Here is a 16,782-nt window from a genome sequence, read left to right as displayed (position 1 = left end):
CAGCCAATGCCAGCACATCTGACCGCCTGGGCCGGCGGTGAAACGCCAGCCGAAAAATGTGCCAACCTGGAACGGTGGCGAAGACACCGGTGTGCGTGCTGGGGCTCGGATTGATCGGTGGCTCGCTGATGCGGGCGGCCACGGCGGCGGGCTACGAGGTGTTCGGCTACAACCGCTCAGTGGAGGGCGTGCAGGCGGCGCGATTCGACGGCTTCGACGCCACCACCGACATCAGCGAAGCGCTGAAGCGGGCCGCCGCCGTCGACGCACTAATCGTGCTCGCCGTTCCGATGCCGGCCTTGCCGAGCATGCTCGCCCACATCCGTGACTATGCGCCCCACTGTCCGCTGACCGACGTCACCAGCGTCAAAAGCGCGGTCCTCGAAGAGGTCACCGCCGCCGGCCTGCAGGCCCGCTTCGTTGGCGGGCACCCGATGACGGGCACCGCGCACTCCGGGTGGTCCGCCGGCCACGGGCGGTTGTTCACCGGCGCTCCCTGGGTGATCGCGGTAGACGACCACGTAGACCCAGCGGTGTGGTCGACGGTGATGAATCTGGCGCTCGACTGCGGCTCGGTCGTGGTGCCTGCGCGATCCGACGAGCACGACGCCGCCGCGGCCGCCATCTCGCATCTGCCGCACCTGCTTGCCGAGGCGTTGGCCGTCACCGCCGGCGAGGTTCCGCTCGCCTTCGCCTTGGCCGCCGGCTCCTTCCGCGACGGCACCCGCGTCGCGGCCAGCGCACCGGATCTGGTGCGGGCGATGTGTGAAGCCAACTCCGAACACTTGCTGCCGGCGCTGGACCGTGTCCTCGAACTGCTCACCCGGGCCCGCGACGCGCTGGCCGCCAACCAATCGGTGGCTGAGCTTGTCGACGCCGGTCACGCCGCGCGCACCCGCTACGACAGCTTCCCGCGGCCGGATATCGTGACCGTCGTCATCGGGGCGGAGAACTGGCGCCAGGAATTGGCCGCGTTGGGGCGAGCCGGCGGGGTGATCAGATCCGCTCTGCCAAGCCTGGGTAATCCACGATGAACCCGTCGGCGTCGACGGTGATGGTGGTATCGGCGACCGGTGAGCGCAGCTTGATGCCTTCGGTGCTTCCGCGGCCGGTGCTGGTGTAGCTGACGGTAGCCGCGTCAACCGACATCTCCGGCAATCTCACATAAACCATCGGCACTGTGATGGATTCGGCGTGCTCATGCAGCCCGCACCGGCGAATCGGCAACGCGTTGAAGAACGGGCTGAACACCACGTCGACGTCAAGAGCGCCGTCGTAGGCCGCGCGTGATTCGCCGCGGTGATCGGTCACCAGCCACATGTTCTCCTCGTCGCGGGCAACGGAGAGCTGGCGTTCCCGCTCCGCCAGTGTCACGGTCAGCCCGAGCCGCTTGGTGGCGCCCGTCTCGTCGGTCTGCAAGTCGTAGTAGGCACCGAACGCCGGGTTCGATGCTGTGGCGGCCGCCACAATCCGCCCATTGGCCTTAATCCGCTTGCCGGACAACTGGATCCGCACCGACTCCATACGCGAGGCGTCGTGCGCCCGCCAAGTCAGCATCGCCGGCCAAGGGCTTTTCGTGGTGTCCGACGGGGCTGGGTTCACGCGTATACGGTAAGCGACGGGTCTTCTCGGTTGTAGCCAGGTGGCGGGCTTCGCTCATCCGGTCTGCGGCACCGGTTCACGCCCGTGGCTCGTTGCGTCACGGAGCGCGACTTGCGAGGCGCGCTGGCCGTTGACCGGAGGTCTGCTGATCCTGCCGGTACCCGGCACAGACAGCCACACCGCAAATGCCAGCGCCGCATCGAGAATCAGCGCCAGCGCGGCCACCATCAGCGCACCAACCACCGCGATGTGAAACTGGCGCACTTTGATCCCGTCGATCAGGTAACGACCCAGCCCGCCCAGACTGGCGTAGGCGGCCACCGTCGCGGTGGCGACCACCTGAAGCGTCGCGGTGCGTAACCCTCCGATAATGAGCGGCAGCGCGTTGGGCACCTCCACGCGCAACAACAGCTGGGTCTCGGTCATCCCCATGGCGCGAGCGGCGTCGACCACCGTGCGGTCGACGTTGGCCACACCGGCGTACGTGCTGGCCAGCAGCGGCGGGATGCCCAGCAGCATCAACGCGACGATCGGTGGCACCAGGCCCAGCCCCCACAACAACACACCCAGCAGCAACACCCCGAGCGTCGGCAGGGCGCGCAGCCCATTGACGATGCCGACCACGACGATCGTGCCGCGACCGGTGTGTCCGATGACCAGCCCGATCGGGATCGCGATCGCCGCCGAAACCGCGACCGCCGCAACGGTGTACTCCAGATGCTCGAGTGTGCGGGCGGCCAACCCGACCGGCCCGAGCCAGTTGTCCAACGTGAAGAGGTAAGCCAACGCCTGGGTCAGGTAGGTCATCGCGCACCGCCGACGACCGGTGCCCGGATCTGGCGTCGACCGCCCCGGCGTGCCGCACGCTCCCACGGCGTGGCCAGCCGGCCGGCGAGCATGATCAGCACGTCGAGCGCCACCGCGAGCACGAAGATAGCGATGATGCCCGCGACGATCTGGTCACTCTTGTTGGCCTGATATCCCTCGGTAAACCAGGTGCCGAGCCCGCCGATGCCGATCACGGCGCCCACTGAAACCATCGAGATGTTGGTCACGACGACCACACGCAGACCCGACACCAGCACCGGGATCGCCAGCGGAAGTTCGACTTTCAACATCCGGCGGATCGCATTATGCCCGACCGCGGTGGCAGCGTCGCGGACATGTGCCGGCACCGCATCGAGCGCTTCGAGCACCGCACGTACCAAAAGCGCGGTGGTGTAAAGGGTAAGCGCGACAACGACATTGGCCTCGTCGAGGATGCGGGTCGGAATGATCAGCGGCAACACTACGAACAGGGCCAGCGACGGGATGGTGAACACGACGCTGGTGGTGACTGTGGTCAGCCGTCGCAGCACGGTGGTCCGCTGCACCAACACACCCAGCGGCAGCGCGATCGCCAACCCGATCAGCACCGGGATCAGCGACAGCCGCAAGTGGATCACGGTCAGCGTCCAGGCGGTGCTGAGGTGGGTCATCAGATAGTGCACGGTCAACCCCGCCGCCGGGATTCCACCAGCGATAGCACGTCGGCGGCCAGCACTCCCCCGATCACCTTGCCTGCGTCGTCGACGGCCACACCGATCGCCGCCGGCGAGGACAGCGCTGCGTCCAAAGCCTGGCTGAGATTCCCGTGCGGCCGAAACAGGGAGCCGACAGGTGTGATGCTGTCGGACAACGACGCACCACCCTGGTGGCGCTGCACACCGTCGGCATCGATCCAGCCCACCGGTGCTCCGCGAGAGTCGACGACCAGCGCCCAGCCGTCGCGCAGCCTGGCTTCCACGGCGTCGGACTCGGTGATACGCGGGATGTCGTGCAGGGGCAGCCCGGTCGCGTCGACGAACTGCAGCCAGCGATAGCCGCGGCCGAGGCCGACGAACTGCGACACGAAATCGTTGGCCGGACGCGACAATACGTGGGCGGGCTCGTCGTACTGCTGCAGCGAGCCGCCCGGCCCGAACACCGCCACCAAATCCGCCAGCCGGACCGCCTCGTCGATATCGTGTGTGACGAACACGATCGTCTTGTGCAATTCGGCTTGCAGGCACAGTATTTCGCGCTGCAGTTCTCGCCGGACCACCGGGTCGACAGCCGAAAATGGCTCGTCCATCAACAAGATCGGCGGATCGGCGGCCAACGCCCGCGCCACGCCGACGCGCTGTTGCTCACCGCCGGAAAGCTGCGCCGGATACCGGGTGGCCAGCTTGGTATCCAGGCCGACCTGTTCGAGTACGCGGTAGGCGGCCTGCCGCGCAGCCCGGCGGGACTGGCCCTTCAGTATCGGAACGGTGGCCACGTTGTCGATCACCCGCTGATGGGGCATCAATCCTGCGTTTTGGATGACGTAACCGATGCCGAGCCGCAACTTCACCGGGTTAACCGTGGACACGTCCGCGCCGTCGACCATCACTGTGCCCGACGTCGGCTCGATCATCCGGTTGATCATCCGCATCGACGTCGTCTTGCCGCAGCCGGACGGCCCGACGAAGACCGTCAGCGCGCCTCGCGGAACTTCCAGGGTCAGGTTGTCCACGACCACGGTGCCGTCGCCGTAGACTTTGGTGGCCTTTTCGAAGCTGATCAACCTGAATCCGTTCCCGCGTGTAGGCACCTAATCTTCACTGGCTGATCGGGTGGTCGAAGCCGTTGTCGTGCACCCATTTTCGCGCCGCCTCGTCAGGATCGACCCCTGAGTTGCCCGATACCGAAGCGTTGAGGTCGGCCAGACCGAGGGTGGTCAGCCTGGCCGACACCGCGTCGAGGACATCTTTGAGGTGGTCCGATTTCTTTTGCGAGTTTACAAGCGGCACAATATTTCCCGCGAGAAAGTTGTGCTCCGGGTCCTCCAGCACCACCAGGTGGTTCTGCGGGATTGCCGGTGAGGTGCTGAAGATGTTGGCGGCGGTGACGGTGCCGTCCACCAGCGCCCGCACCGTCACCGGGCCCCCGCCGTCGCTGATCGCCACAAAGTTGGCGGGGCTGATGTCAAGCCCGTACTTCTGCCGCAGCCCGGGCAGACCGGCCGGTCGAGTCTGGAACGCCGACGGGGCGGCGAGCTTGACTTCCGGTGAATGCGGCGCCAGGTCGGCGATGGTTTTCAGGTTCCACATCGCGGCCGTGGCCGCCGTGACCGTGACCGTGTCGGTGTCGGAAGCCGGCGACGGCGTCAAGATCGACAAGTCTCCTGGCAGCCGTTTGTAGAGCTCCAATTCGACGGCGTCGAGCATGGTGACCGTCGAGTCCGGTTGAAAATACAGCAGGAGGTTACCGATGTACTCGGGCACCAAGTCGATGGAATGGTCTTTCAGCGCCGGAATGTAGGTCTCGCGGCTGCCGATTCCCAGTCGGCGCCCGACACTGAAACCATTGGCTTGCAAGGCTTGTGCGTAGACCTCGGCGACAATCTTCGATTCCAGGAAGTCGGCGGACCCCACGACGATCGATTTCATGCTGCCCGATACCGCCCCGAGGGGGTTGGGGTTGCCGCAAGCCGCCACCAGCCATGTCGCCACGGCAAATACCGCCGTCGCGCCCCGCGCGCGCCGCCGCAGCGTCGTCATATCTGCCGACATTAGCCGCAGAAACTATGCGACGCTGCGAGCTGTGGGCGGCCGGGTTTCCGGCGCGTTCGGTTTCATTCTGTGCGGGAACGGGCAAAGATGGCACCATGAGCAGCGATCGACCCGCACCACCCGAACAGCCCCATCAAAAGACGCCGCCATCCGGCCAGGTACCCGCGGCGCCCTCGGCCCCGGAGTCGGTCAGGTTCACCCGCGCTGCCGCGGTGTGGACGGCATTGACCGTCGGCATGCTGATTTTGATCGTGCTGCTGATCTTCATCGCGCAAAACACCACGTCCGCGCAGTTCGCGTTTCTCGGTTGGCGGTGGACGTTGCCGCTTGGCGTGGCGATACTTTTGGCGGCGGTGTGCGGCGGGCTGATCACCGTGCTGGCCGGCACCGCGCGGATCTATCAGCTGCGCCGCGCGGCGCGCAAGGACCTGGCCCGCCGCCGGTAGCGGCTATCGCCGCCTGTTACGGGGCAGCAGGTCCCACACGTGCTCGGTGCAGTTGACCGTCACCACGGTGGCCTGCCCGGAGCGGGAAAACAGCAACCGGGTCACCGACGCATAGTCGATGGGAAACGACAGCAGCCGCTTGGTGCCCAAGATCTGGTGCAACACCACGTTGATGACCCCGCCATGGCTGAACACGGCCACGGTGTCCGCGTGACCGGCGGCGGCGACCACACCGTCCACAGCGGCGCCGACCCGGGCGCGGAAAGCGCGTTCGTCGACCGAACTGGGCAGATGACCGTCGGCCATGCGAGCCCACTCCTGCGGATTCTCGTCGCGAATGTGTTCGATGGGGATGTACACCGGCAGGTCGCGGTCGTATTCGGCGAAGCGGTCGTCGACTTCGATCGCTAGCTTGCGGGCCGCGGCCACCGCTTCTGCGGTCTGGATGGCGCGGCGCTGCGGACTACTGACCACCCGCGCGATCGGATATTTCGCGAGCGCGTCGGGCAGCCGAGCGGCCTGAGCCAACCCCTCGTCGGAGAGCTCAGGATCCGACCCTTCGCCGTGGTCGCTCCGAAGTGGCAAGGCGTGCCGGACCAAAAGCAGTTGCATCGTCTTCCTGTGGCCGTGCGGTAGGCAAACCTGCTACGGCTGCCTCCGGTTTCTGGGCGGCGATACCGCGGTCGCCGAGACGGAGTTGCGCGAGCCGATCTCGACGCCGTGGCGATCGACGGTATCCGCCCCGCCAAGATTAAAGTCAACGACCGCGGGCTGGTTTGCTCCGGTACCGTTTCCCACGGTCGAACGCGACAACGAAGGCCAGGTGCTGCGTCCCGGATTTCTGCTCGGCGCGCCGTCAACTCAGCCCAAGTGCGCCGACAACAGCCAGGCCGCAACGGATTTGCGGCCGTTGGGTGCAACTTCGATCTTCATGCGCGGTGCACCCGGTATCTCGGTGTAGCCTTCGGGCCAGTTCGCATAGATGCGGGCCGGTTTGATCTCGTCGATCACCCAGTACTTCGAGACCACTTGTCGCAGTTCGTCTTCGGTGACCGCATACGGTGGGCCCTCCGGGATCGCGGCCTTGTCGAAGACCAGGACGAAATACGATGCGCCCGGTTCGGCGGCACGGACAATCGATTGCTGGTATCCCTCTCTGGCCTCGACCGGGATGGAGTGAAACAGCGTGCTGTCGACGATGGTGCCAAACCGTCCGTCATACCCGGTGAACGAGCTGATGTCGGCGACCTCGAAGCTGGCGTTGCTAAGCCCGCGCTTTTCTGCTTCGCGGCGGGCCAGCTCGACGGCCGTCGGTGACAGGTCGAGCCCGACGGTGGTGTAGCCACGTTCGGCGAGATACAGCGAGATGGCGGCTTCACCGCAGCCCACATCCAGCACCTCGCCGTGAAACTTGCCCTGCTCGATCAGCGCGGCAAGCTCGGGTTGGGGTTCCCCGAGACTCCAGGGTGGACGCACACCGTGGCCGATTCGGGCGGACTCGCCGCGGTAAACCTCGTCGAACTCCAATGCTTCAGTCATACCACTTACTTATCAATCCGCTTGATATATGTCAACATGTTTGACATGACGGACTACGAGGATCAGCCGCTGGGCTACCTGCTCTATCGCGCGATGACGGCGCTGCGGCCTCAGGTGACCGCCGAGCTGGGGCCGCTCGGGCTCGGGCTGCCGGAGTTCGTGTGCCTGCGGATTCTGTCGACGTTCCCGGGGCAGTCCAGCGCCGAGCTGGCCCGTGCCACGAATGTGTCTCCGCAAGCGATGAACCTGGTGCTGCGCGGACTGCAGGACATGGGCGCGGTGACCCGGCCGGCCACCGTATCGTCGGGTCGTGCGCTCCCGGCCCGGCTCACCGGCAAAGGCAGGGCGCTGTTAAAACGCGCCGAAGCAGCTGTGCGCGTCGCCGACGAGCGGTTATTGGCTCAACTCACGCCCACCGAACGCCGTGAGTTCAAACGACTCCTGCACGCGGTGGGCTCGCAACCGCTCGACGGCAATGGGGGTCCAAGTTAGGAGACCGTCGCTGGGAAACACCCAGGTGGTTTTCCGCCACGAATGGAGAATGCTATTCTCTGCCGCGAGAGTGAGGTGTTCCCGTGGCGGTGCCGGTCAGCGAACCCCGATTGGATGCGGGTCTCCTGGGCCGCTGGCTAGACGAGCACGGCGCGCCTGGTGACGGGGAAGAACCGGTCCTGGAACCGCTGGGCGGCGGGTCGCAGAACACGTTGTATCTGCTTGAGCGCGGCGGCCAGCGCATGGTGTTGCGGATGCCCGGCGCCCGCGCCGACCAGGCCCGCATCGACGGGCTGCGCCGCGAGATCAAGCTGGTGCGGGCGCTGTCCGGCACCGACGTGCCCCATGCCGAGCTGATCGCCGCCGACGATGCCGGCGATCTGCTCGGCATGCCCTTCTATGTCATGCAAGCGGTCGACGGGTGGAGCCCGATGCAGGGTGGATGGCCGGCACCCTTCGACACCGACCTGACGGCGCGGCGCGGGCTGGCTTTCGAGCTCGTCGGCGGCGCCGCCAAGTTGGGCCGGGTGGACTGGCGGGCCAGGGGTTTGGCGGGGTTCGGCCGCCCCGAGGGCTTCCACGAACGGCAGGTCGATCGCTGGCTGGCATTCCTGGACGCCTATCGGGTGCGCGAGCTCCCCGGCCTCGACGTAGCCGCGGACTGGCTGCGCCGCAACCGCCCGGGCCACTACACCCCGGGCATCATGCACGGCGACTACCAGTTCGCCAACGTGATGTTCGCGCACGGAGCGCCGGCCAAGCTGGCCGCGATCGTGGACTGGGAGATGACCACCGTTGGCGATCCGCTCCTGGACTTGGCGTGGTGTCTGCTGGGTTACGACGGCGAACACCCACGCACCGACGGCTTCTATCTCGACCTGGCCGGCATGCCAAACCGCAGCGAATTACTCGAGCACTACGAGAAGATCAGCGGGCTATCCACCGACAACATCGACTACTACCTGGTGCTGGCCAACTGGAAACTCGGCATCGTGCTGGAGAAGACCTACGCCGCCGGAGTGAAGACCGGCAAAGTCGATCCCAAGATCACCGAAGCGTTCGGGCCGATGATCCTGCAGTTGATTGCGACGGCTGCCGAGCTGGCCCGCTCGCTGCCGACGAAGGGCTGAAATGGGTTACGCCGATGAGCTTTTCGACCTCACCGATCGAGTCGCGCTGATCACCGGCGGCAGCCGGGGGCTGGGCCGGGAAATGGCGTTTGCCGCGGCCCGCTGCGGGGCCGACGTGGTGATCGCCAGCCGCAAGATGGAAAACTGCGTGGCCACCGCCAAGGAGATCGAGGCCAAGACCGGGCGCGCCGCGATGCCCTATGCCGTGCACGTCGGCCGCTGGGACGAGCTCGACGGTCTGGTCGAGGCGACGTATGACAGGTTCGGCAAGGTCGACGTGCTGATCAACAACGCCGGCATGTCACCGATCTACGACAAGCTCACCGATGTCACCGAGAAGCTGTTCGACGCCGTCGTCAACCTCAACCTCAAGGGCCCATTTCGGTTATCGGCATTGGTGGGCGAGCGCATGGTCGCAGCCGGTCGTGGATCGATCGTCAACGTGAGCACCGCAGGCTCACTTCGTCCAACCCCGGATATCGTGCCCTATGCCGCGGCCAAGGCCGGTCTCAACGCGATGACGGAGGCGCTGGCTAAGGCGTTTGGACCGGCAGTGCGCGTCAACACGCTAATGGCCGGTCCGTTTTTGACCGACGTCAGCAAGGCCTGGAATTTAGCGCAGGCGACGCAGAACCCGTTTGCTCACCTTGCCTTGCAACGTGCCGGTGATCCGCCCGAAATCGTCGGCGCCGCATTGTTTCTCGCGTCGGATGCGTCCAGCTTCACCACCGGCGCGATCCTGCGGGCCGACGGCGGGATCCCCTAGCTGAGAGGACTGGACATGGCATGGGATTTCTCCACCGAACCGGAGTTCGAAGAGAAACTCAACTGGATTCGCGCGTTCGTCCGCGACGAAGTGGAACCGCTCGAGGTGCTCTTCCCCGGCTGTGAGTTCCTGCCGCTGTCCGACGAGCGCCGCAAAATCGTCGACCCGCTCAAACAGCAGGTCCGCGACCAAGGGCTGTGGGCCCCGCACCTGGGCCCGGAACTCGGTGGGCAGGGCTTCGGTGCGGTCAAGCTGACGCTGATCAACGAGATCCTGGGGCGCAGCCCATGGGCGCCAATCGTGTTCGGAACGCAAGCGCCCGACACCGGCAACGCTGAGATCCTGGCCCGCTTCGGCACCCAAGAGCAAAAAGATCGGTACCTCGCCGGGCTGCTGTCCGGGGAGATCTTCTCCTGCTTCTCGATGACCGAGCCGCAAGGCGGTGCCGATCCCCGAGTTTTCACGACACGAGCCGTGCGCGACGGCGACGACTGGGTCATCACCGGACGAAAGTACTTTTCTTCCAATGCATCCGTTGCTTCGTTTTTTATTGTCGTCGCGATCACCGACCCCGACGTGCCGGTCCATCGTGGTGCCTCGACGTTCTTGGTCCCGGCGGGCACCCCGGGGCTGGTTATCGAAGCCACCCACCATTTGGCCGGTGCCCACCCGCACGAGCCGGGGCATTCGCTGGTGCGCTACGACGAGGTCCGTGTGCCCGCCGACGCACTGCTCGGTGAACCGGGCCAGGGCTTCATGATCTTGCAGACCCGGCTGGCCGGCGGCCGGCTACACCACGCGATGCGCTCCATCGGGGTGGCCCAGCGCGCCATCGACATGATGGCGCGGCGCGCGAAAAGCCGTTTCACCCAGGGCAGTTCACTGGCTGACAAGCAGCTGGTGCAGGCGTTCATCGCCGACTCCTACACCGAGCTGATGCCGTTTCGGCTGGCTGTCCTGCACGCTGCGTGGCTGTGTGACACCGTCGGGGAGCATGCCGCCCGCACCGAGATCGCAGTGTGCAAGATCCTGGCCTCGCAGGTGCTCAAATCGATTGGCTTGCGGGCGATCCAGGTGCACGGCGCCTTGGGGCTCACCGACCAGCTGCCATTGACCAACGTGTTGCTCGGCGGTGTGGCGCTCGGTCTGGCCGACGGGCCCACCGAGGCGCACAAGGTGAACCTGGCCCGGATGCTGCTGAAGAACTACCAGGCCGAGGATCCGGAATGGCCCAGCGAGCTGCTGGACAAGCGTGTCGAGGCCGCCAGAGCCAAGTACGGCGATCTGCTGGACCGCATTCCGGCGCTGCCCGATTCGTCATGACCAGCCGAGTCGCCGCAGCGGTCGAACGCGCCCTCGACGACCGCCAGCGTGAAGCCACCGAGGAAGTCGAGCGCATCCTGGCCGCCGCGGTGCGGGTGATGGAACGCGTGGCACCCGAGCCCCCGCGTGTCAGCGATATCGTCGCCGAAGCGGGATCCTCGAACAAGGCGTTCTACCGCTACTTCGCCGGCAAGGACGATCTGATCCTGGCGGTCATGGAGCGCGGCGTGGCGATCGTCGTGTCGTACCTTCAGCACCAGATGGCCAAGGAATCCAGGTCGGAGGGCAAGATCGCACGCTGGATCGAGGGCACGCTCGCACAGGTCGCCGACCCTCATCTGATCAGCATGAGCCGCGCGGCGGCCGGCCAGCTGCCGGCCGGCGCCAACGTCGACGAGGAGATCTTGCGGCCGCTGCGCGATCTGCTGACCGAGCCGGTCACCGCTCTGGGCGGGGATGACCCGAAGCGAGACGCTGACGCGGTGTTTCTGTGCACGGCCGCAGCCATGCGCCGTTATGTCGGATCCGCCGATCGTCCCAAACCCGACGACATCGAGCATCTGGTGCGGTTCTGCCTGCGCGGCTTGGGAGTACGCTGATGCGAGCCGTTGTGTGCCGTCGATACGGGCCGCCGGAAGACCTGGTTATCGACGAGCTGCCCGACCCAGCGCCCGGACCGGGGGAACTAGTGGTACGAGTGCGCGCAGCGGCGGTGAACTTTCCCGACGTGCTGCTGATCGCGGGAAAGTATCAGGTCCAGATCCCGGTTCCGTTCACCCCGGGCAGTGAACTGGCCGGAGACGTGGTCGCCGTCGGCGATGGCGTCGCGCTCGCCCCGGGCGACCGGGTGATCGGTACCACGTTCGTCGGCGCGTTCGCCGAGCAAGCGCTGCTGCGCACCGAGTCTGTGACGCTGGTGCCTGACGGCGTCGACTATGCCACCGCGGCCAGCTTCGGTGTCACCTATCGCACTGCCTATCACGCGCTGCGTTCGGTTGCCCAAGTGGCGCAAGGTGATTGGGTTGTCGTTCTCGGAGCCGCGGGCGGAGTAGGACTGGCAGCAGTCGATTTGGCGGTCGCGATGAAGGCTCGGGTGCTGGCGGCGGCGTCAAGCCCGGAGAAGCTCGACGTGTGCCGCCGGCGCGGCGCTGAGGCGCTCATCGACTACGACCGCGAAGATCTCAAACAGCGGATTCGGGACTTCACCGGTGGCGGTGCCCAAGTGGTGCTCGATCCTGTGGGCGGACCATATTCCGAGCCGGCGCTGCGCGGGCTCGCTCGTGGCGGCAGGTTCGTCACGCTCGGCTACGCCGCGGGCTCGATTCCCGCTATTCCGCTGAACCTGGTGATGCTGAAGGGAATTACGTTGCAGGGCATGGAGATCCGGACATTCGGCACCGACCATCCCGACCAGGCCGCCCGAGACGTGCGGGAACTGCAGCAGATGTTCGCCGCCGGCCGGATCAAGCCCTACATCGGTGCACGGTTTCCGCTGGGCGACACCGCCGCTGCGTTACGGTATGTCGCGGACCGCAAAGCGATTGGCAAAGTGGTGATTGACGTCGATTGATCATGGGGCCCGCATTTGCGGGCGGACTGCCGAAAAGTCGTACACGATAACGGCGGCGCCCCCGCGGACGCCGCCGTCATCTTGCCCGGATCCGACTATGGGCAAGTCACATCGACCTCGAAGGGCTTGCTGACCATTCCCGCCATCGGGTTGGACGGGTTCATACCGGTCGCCGTGCCGCTGAACTTGTAGCCATTGCCGTCCTTGGTGGCTTGAGCGTTAGCGCCGGGGCTGCCCTGCTGATAGGCAAGGGGCACGCCATTGATCGTGCCCAACGCGATCTGATGAATAGTGGGCGGATCGGCGTCGGTGGCTTGCACCGCCACAGTGTTGGGCGAACCGGGCTGACCGATGCCGATCTGGAGCTGGCCGCCCGCTTTTTGGCAAGTGACGGGACCGTTGACGTTCTGGTCTTGGCCGTCGACCACGACTTTCGCGTGGCCCGAAGTGCTGACTTTCTGTCCACCCCCGCTAGAACATCCCGCCAGGGCCGCGACGATCATCGCCGCGCCGCCTGCAACCACGAACCAACGGTTCACCGCTATCTCCTTTGTGTCGTGGCCCGTCAACTCCGGCGGGCCGTCGCAAGCAGTATGGTGTTCGTTTGACCAGCGGTCTTGCGAATGGCCAAAAAACTTGCCGCCGACGAGACTTGCTGTTCAGTGGGGTTGATCATTTCCGAGCGAGCTTCACTATCACCGCGACAACTGTGTTCCAACCTGATTCGCCCAACATGCTTGGGTTTCTTGGTGATTCGGTGACAAGCTGAGGCCCGACTCGGTGTGGTTGCTTCAATTGCCGGTCGCTATTGCTGGTTAGTAAGAGGCAACCGGACAGTGAACTCGGTATGGCCAGGGGCGCTCCGCACCGCGATTGTGCCGTCGTGCGCTTTGACCACTGCCGACACGATGGCCAGTCCCAGGCCGGTGCTGCCACCCTTGCGCGAGCGTGAGGTGTCACCGCGGGCGAAGCGCTCGAATACCTCCGATTGCAGCGGTTCGGGGATGCCAGGGCCATTGTCGATCACTTTGAGCACCGTATGGGTCGGCTCGGTGGTCAGCCGTGTCGTCACCACGGTTCCTGGGCCGGTGTGAATGCGGGCATTGGCAAGCAGATTCGTCATGACCTGGTGCAGTCGGGCCGCGTCGCCGGCGACAACCACCGGCTCGGGGGGCAGGTCAAGCTCCCACTGGTGGTCCGGGCCGGCAACATGCGCGTCGCTGACGGCGTCCACCGCCACCCGGGAAAGGTCAACGGGTTTGCGCTCCAAGGGCCTACCGGAATCTAACCGGGCGAGCAGCAGCAGGTCCTCGACGAGCCGGGTCATGCGCTCGGTCTCGGATTGGACCCGGCTCATCGCGTGGGAGACCGCGTCGGTGTCAGGGCGCATGCGCTGGGCCAGCTCGGTGTAGCCGCGGATGGCGGCCAGCGGGGTGCGAAGTTCGTGACTGGCGTCGGCCACGAACTGACGCACCCGGGTCTCGCTGGCCTGCCGGGTCGACAGCGCGGCCGCGATGTGGTCGAGCATCCGGTTCACCGCCAGTCCCAGCTGGCCCACCTCGGTGTAGGGGTTGGCATCCGGCTCGGGCACCCGCACCGGCAGGGCCACCTCGCCGCGATCCAGCGGCAGGTCGACGACTTCGCCCGCGGCTTGGGCCACCCGGTTCAACGGCGCCAGGGCCCGCCGGATGATGACGACGCCGGCTGTCGTCGCCGCGGCCAGCGCGATCACGGTGACCAGCGCGAAGCTCACCAGCATCCGGATCAAGGTGGAGTCGACGTTGGACATCGGTAAGCCGGTAACGATGACGTCGTTGCCGTGCTTCGCCGACGCGGCCACCAGCCGGTAGCGGCCCAGCCCGTCGAGCTCTCGGGTGACCGGGGTGCGGTCGGGGGCGATCGCCCTTAGCTGGGCCTCGGCGATATCGGTCACCGCCGAACGGGATCCCGTGCTGGTCAGGTAACCGGCATTGACGGTGCCACCGGCGCCGACGATCGCCGCCACCATGCCGACGGGCTGGCCGGGAGCGTCCAGAAACCGCGGGCCGGGGCCCGGCATCGGCACCCGCGGATGCCGCCATGGCACTGGCGGTGGCGGTCGCTCGCCGTAAGTCATCGCCGAGCGATGCGAGGCGCCCTGCAGCTGCTGGTCGAGTTGTCCCATCAGGTAGCGGTACAGGGCCAGCTCGGTCACCGCACCGATCCCGACACAGACCAGGGCCAAGACCACGATTTGACCGGCCAGCAAGCGTATTCGCAGCGACCAGATTCGGCGCATGCTAGCGGGCCGGCTTGAGGACATAGCCGGCACCGCGCAGGGTGTGGATCATGGGCTCGCGCCCGTTGTCGATTTTCTTGCGCAAGTAGGAGATATACAACTCGACGATGTTGGACCGGCCGCCGAAGTCGTAGCTCCACACCCGGTCCAGGATTTGTGCCTTGGAGAGCACCCGTTTGGCGTTGCGCATCATGAACCGCAGCAGCTCGAACTCGGTGGACGTCAACGCAATAGGATCGCCGCCACGGGTGACCTCGTGGCTGTCTTCGTCGAGCACCAAATCGCCGACCACGATCTGCGCGCCGCTGTCGACCGTCGTCACCCCGGTACGGCGCAGCAGCGCGCGCAGCCGCAGCACCACCTCTTCGATGCTGAACGGTTTCGTGACGTAATCGTCGCCGCCGGCGGTCAGCCCGGCGATGCGGTCCTCGACCGCGTCCTTGGCCGTCAACAGCAACACCGGCAGCTGCGGATTCTGTTCGCGCAGTTTGCGTAACACGTCCAGCCCGCTCATGTCGGGCAGCATCACATCGAGGACCACGACGTCGGGACGATGGCCGCGTGCTGCGGTGATCGCAGACGACCCGTCACCGGCGGTGCTGACGTCCCAGCCCTCGTACCGCAGCGCCATCGAAACCATCTCGGCGAGCACGGTTTCGTCGTCGACTACCAGCACATTGATCGGGTTGCCGTCGGCACGGCGCATGACGACGCGCTCGCCGGACACATTGGGGTGGCTCACAGCTTTTCACTATCCGCGGGCGGATGAGTTGATGCTGTGTCAATCCTATGCGTCAGCTGTGAGGACCGGTCTGCGACACGACGGCGGGGCCGGAATCGGCCGCAGGGGCGGGGGTTAGTACCAGTACCTTCTGCCCGCCACCGGGCGACCGACCGCGCCCAAGATCCAAAACACCGCCCCGATTACGAGCAAGATGATCCCGACCTCCGCAGCTTCCAGGTGTATCTTGGCCCAACAGCGATACCCGCGCAGCAAAACTCCAAACATCGGGTGTGCAGAAGCCGATTACCCGGTCGCCGCGGTCGTGAGCAACCGCTAGTCGGCCAAGCGTCGCGCAGAAACGAAAACGGTTGGCGGCAACGCTTCCTCGTCAGGAATGCAGCGGCCGTAACGAGTCAGCATCTCCGCCATCGTTACCGACGACGCGTCCCAATTGTGCTGGCGTAGCCATTCGGCAAGGTCAGTGCGTTCCTCGGGGTACCACAGCTCCTCGACGTCCGGTATCTCGGTGCCGGTGAGCCGGACCGCCTCGGCGCGCAGCCGCTGCGTCCGTTGCCGTTGGCGGTTCAGCCGCTGCGGATTGAGGAAGTCGCCCGCAGGTGAGTTGGCCGCCAGCCGACTCCCGGCGGGGCTCAACGCATGCACACGCTGGATCAGCAGATCCTGAGCCGCGGCCGGCAGATAGCGCAGCAAGCCCTCCGCCAGCCAGGCGCTCGGTTTCGATGCATCAAATCCAGCCCCCTGCAGAGCTTTTGGCCAATCGTGGCGTAGATCGACGGGGATGCTTACCTGACGCGCCTTCGGACGAGCGCCATGCCGTTGCAAGGTCGTGGACTTGAACTCCAGCACCTTGGGTTGGTCCAATTCGTAGACCGTGACCCCGTCCGGCCACGGCAGCCGCCATGCGCGCGCGTCCAAGCCGGCCGCCAGGATCACCATCTGCCGAACACCGCGCTGCGCTGCATCGAGGAAGAACTCGTCGAAATAAGCTGTGCGCACGGCCATGAAGTCGACCATCGCTTGTAGCCAGGCCCGCACATCCGGTTCCACGTCGCCGAGGGGGCTCGAGTACATGCTCCAAAGCCCCTGTCCCGCGGCGTCGACAAACAGTCGCGCGAACGGGTCTGTGATCAGCGGGTCGTCGCTGTCGGTCTCCGCCGCCCGAGCCGCGGCGACGCCCAACGCCGTCGCTCCCACACTTTCGGTGATGTCCCAGGTGTCGTTGTCGGTTCGCGCCATCGTCGTCACCTCCATTTCGGACGTTACGCTCCCGGCCTGAAGGCACGCTGGCCCTCGGCTGGGCGTACCCTCCAACCTCG

Annotated in this window: 20 protein-coding genes; 8 read left to right on the top strand and 12 right to left on the bottom strand. The window is 65.9% G+C overall.

Features of this window, described 5'->3' with window-relative positions:
- The first annotated feature begins 89 nt into the window (after window positions 1-89).
- A complete protein-coding gene (locus tag MYXE_RS01415) occupies window positions 90-1,034 on the top strand; it encodes a prephenate dehydrogenase (protein ID WP_003921532.1) in 945 nt (314 codons plus the stop codon).
- On the opposite strand, the gene MYXE_RS01410 is transcribed toward MYXE_RS01415, so the two are convergent.
- Genes MYXE_RS01410 through MYXE_RS01390 form a run of 5 tightly spaced genes read right to left on the bottom strand, consistent with a single transcriptional unit; the run spans window position 997 to window position 5,165 of the window.
- Window positions 997-1,602 carry a putative glycolipid-binding domain-containing protein gene (locus MYXE_RS01410; protein ID WP_003921530.1) on the bottom strand — a complete coding sequence of 202 codons (606 nt, stop codon included), beginning with the start codon at window positions 1,600-1,602 and terminating at the stop codon, window positions 997-999. The genes MYXE_RS01415 and MYXE_RS01410 overlap by 38 nt on opposite strands.
- A 54-nt stretch (window positions 1,603-1,656) precedes the next feature.
- Entirely contained in the window at window positions 1,657-2,409 is a 753-nt protein-coding gene (locus MYXE_RS01405) for an ABC transporter permease (protein WP_003921529.1), read from the bottom strand.
- On the bottom strand, window positions 2,406-3,092 hold the full coding sequence (locus tag MYXE_RS01400) for an ABC transporter permease (RefSeq protein ID WP_085195621.1): 687 nt from the start codon (window positions 3,090-3,092) through the stop codon (window positions 2,406-2,408). The genes MYXE_RS01405 and MYXE_RS01400 overlap by 4 nt, the downstream gene beginning before the upstream one ends.
- A 2-nt stretch (window positions 3,093-3,094) precedes the next feature.
- The gene (locus MYXE_RS01395) at window positions 3,095-4,189 is read right to left on the bottom strand and encodes an ABC transporter ATP-binding protein (protein ID WP_085195672.1); all 1,095 of its coding nucleotides are present in this window, start codon (window positions 4,187-4,189) and stop codon (window positions 3,095-3,097) included.
- A gap of 34 nt (window positions 4,190-4,223) precedes the next feature.
- Window positions 4,224-5,165 carry an ABC transporter substrate-binding protein gene (locus tag MYXE_RS01390; protein ID WP_003921523.1) on the bottom strand — a complete coding sequence of 314 codons (942 nt, stop codon included), beginning with the start codon at window positions 5,163-5,165 and terminating at the stop codon, window positions 4,224-4,226.
- Between the two features lie 107 nt (window positions 5,166-5,272).
- On the opposite strand from MYXE_RS01390, the gene MYXE_RS01385 reads away from it, so the two are divergent.
- A complete protein-coding gene (locus MYXE_RS01385) occupies window positions 5,273-5,623 on the top strand; it encodes a LapA family protein (protein WP_039890667.1) in 351 nt (116 codons plus the stop codon).
- 3 nt (window positions 5,624-5,626) lie between these two features.
- Here the strand turns inward: MYXE_RS01385 and MYXE_RS01380 are convergent, their stop codons facing one another.
- Both MYXE_RS01380 and MYXE_RS01375 read right to left on the bottom strand, forming a co-directional pair.
- Window positions 5,627-6,235 (bottom strand): histidine phosphatase family protein, encoded by a 609-nt coding sequence (locus MYXE_RS01380; protein WP_003921521.1) that lies wholly within the window; start codon window positions 6,233-6,235, stop codon window positions 5,627-5,629.
- Window positions 6,236-6,484: 249 nt separating this feature from the next.
- Window positions 6,485-7,162: a class I SAM-dependent methyltransferase gene (locus MYXE_RS01375; RefSeq protein ID WP_085195624.1), complete on the bottom strand. Its 678-nt coding sequence runs from the start codon at window positions 7,160-7,162 to the stop codon at window positions 6,485-6,487.
- A gap of 36 nt (window positions 7,163-7,198) precedes the next feature.
- Between MYXE_RS01375 and MYXE_RS01370 the strand changes: the two genes are divergently transcribed.
- The 6 genes from MYXE_RS01370 to MYXE_RS01345 all read left to right on the top strand — a co-directional run bounded on the left by MYXE_RS01370 (window position 7,199) and on the right by MYXE_RS01345 (window position 12,443).
- Entirely contained in the window at window positions 7,199-7,654 is a 456-nt protein-coding gene (locus MYXE_RS01370; RefSeq protein ID WP_415624452.1) for a MarR family winged helix-turn-helix transcriptional regulator, read from the top strand.
- 83 nt (window positions 7,655-7,737) lie between these two features.
- Window positions 7,738-8,784, top strand: a complete 1,047-nt coding sequence (locus MYXE_RS01365) for a phosphotransferase family protein (protein WP_003921518.1) — start codon at window positions 7,738-7,740, stop codon at window positions 8,782-8,784.
- A 1-nt stretch (window position 8,785) separates the two neighbouring features.
- Window positions 8,786-9,550 (top strand): SDR family NAD(P)-dependent oxidoreductase, encoded by a 765-nt coding sequence (locus MYXE_RS01360; protein ID WP_085195626.1) that lies wholly within the window; start codon window positions 8,786-8,788, stop codon window positions 9,548-9,550.
- Window positions 9,551-9,565: 15 nt separating this feature from the next.
- Window positions 9,566-10,873, top strand: a complete 1,308-nt coding sequence (locus MYXE_RS01355; RefSeq protein WP_085195628.1) for an acyl-CoA dehydrogenase family protein — start codon at window positions 9,566-9,568, stop codon at window positions 10,871-10,873.
- Complete coding sequence (locus MYXE_RS01350) at window positions 10,870-11,472, top strand: TetR/AcrR family transcriptional regulator (RefSeq protein ID WP_003921515.1); 603 nt, start codon at window positions 10,870-10,872, stop codon at window positions 11,470-11,472. The genes MYXE_RS01355 and MYXE_RS01350 overlap by 4 nt, the downstream gene beginning before the upstream one ends.
- Window positions 11,472-12,443 carry an NADPH:quinone oxidoreductase family protein gene (locus tag MYXE_RS01345; protein WP_085195630.1) on the top strand — a complete coding sequence of 324 codons (972 nt, stop codon included), beginning with the start codon at window positions 11,472-11,474 and terminating at the stop codon, window positions 12,441-12,443. Before MYXE_RS01350 ends, MYXE_RS01345 begins: the two co-directional genes overlap by 1 nt.
- 95 nt (window positions 12,444-12,538) lie before the next feature.
- Here the strand turns inward: MYXE_RS01345 and MYXE_RS01340 are convergent, their stop codons facing one another.
- From MYXE_RS01340 to MYXE_RS01325, 5 genes are all read right to left on the bottom strand, one after another.
- A complete protein-coding gene (locus tag MYXE_RS01340; RefSeq protein ID WP_085195632.1) occupies window positions 12,539-12,982 on the bottom strand; it encodes a lipoprotein LpqH in 444 nt (147 codons plus the stop codon).
- A gap of 266 nt (window positions 12,983-13,248) precedes the next feature.
- Window positions 13,249-14,745, bottom strand: a complete 1,497-nt coding sequence (locus MYXE_RS01335; protein ID WP_039890568.1) for a sensor histidine kinase — start codon at window positions 14,743-14,745, stop codon at window positions 13,249-13,251.
- On the bottom strand, window positions 14,723-15,427 hold the full coding sequence (locus tag MYXE_RS01330; RefSeq protein WP_003921511.1) for a response regulator transcription factor: 705 nt from the start codon (window positions 15,425-15,427) through the stop codon (window positions 14,723-14,725). Before MYXE_RS01330 ends, MYXE_RS01335 begins: the two co-directional genes overlap by 23 nt.
- A gap of 150 nt (window positions 15,428-15,577) precedes the next feature.
- On the bottom strand, window positions 15,578-15,730 hold the full coding sequence (locus tag MYXE_RS24140; RefSeq protein ID WP_232061701.1) for a DUF6131 family protein: 153 nt from the start codon (window positions 15,728-15,730) through the stop codon (window positions 15,578-15,580).
- 48 nt (window positions 15,731-15,778) lie between these two features.
- Window positions 15,779-16,702, bottom strand: coding sequence for a class I SAM-dependent methyltransferase (locus tag MYXE_RS01325; protein WP_085195676.1), 924 nt, complete (start codon window positions 16,700-16,702; stop codon window positions 15,779-15,781).
- Between the last annotated feature and the right edge of the window lie 80 nt (window positions 16,703-16,782).

This window comes from Mycobacterium xenopi (genome assembly GCF_009936235.1).
GTDB classification, from domain to species: domain Bacteria; phylum Actinomycetota; class Actinomycetes; order Mycobacteriales; family Mycobacteriaceae; genus Mycobacterium; species Mycobacterium xenopi.
This window is presented reverse-complemented; position numbering and strand designations above follow the sequence as displayed.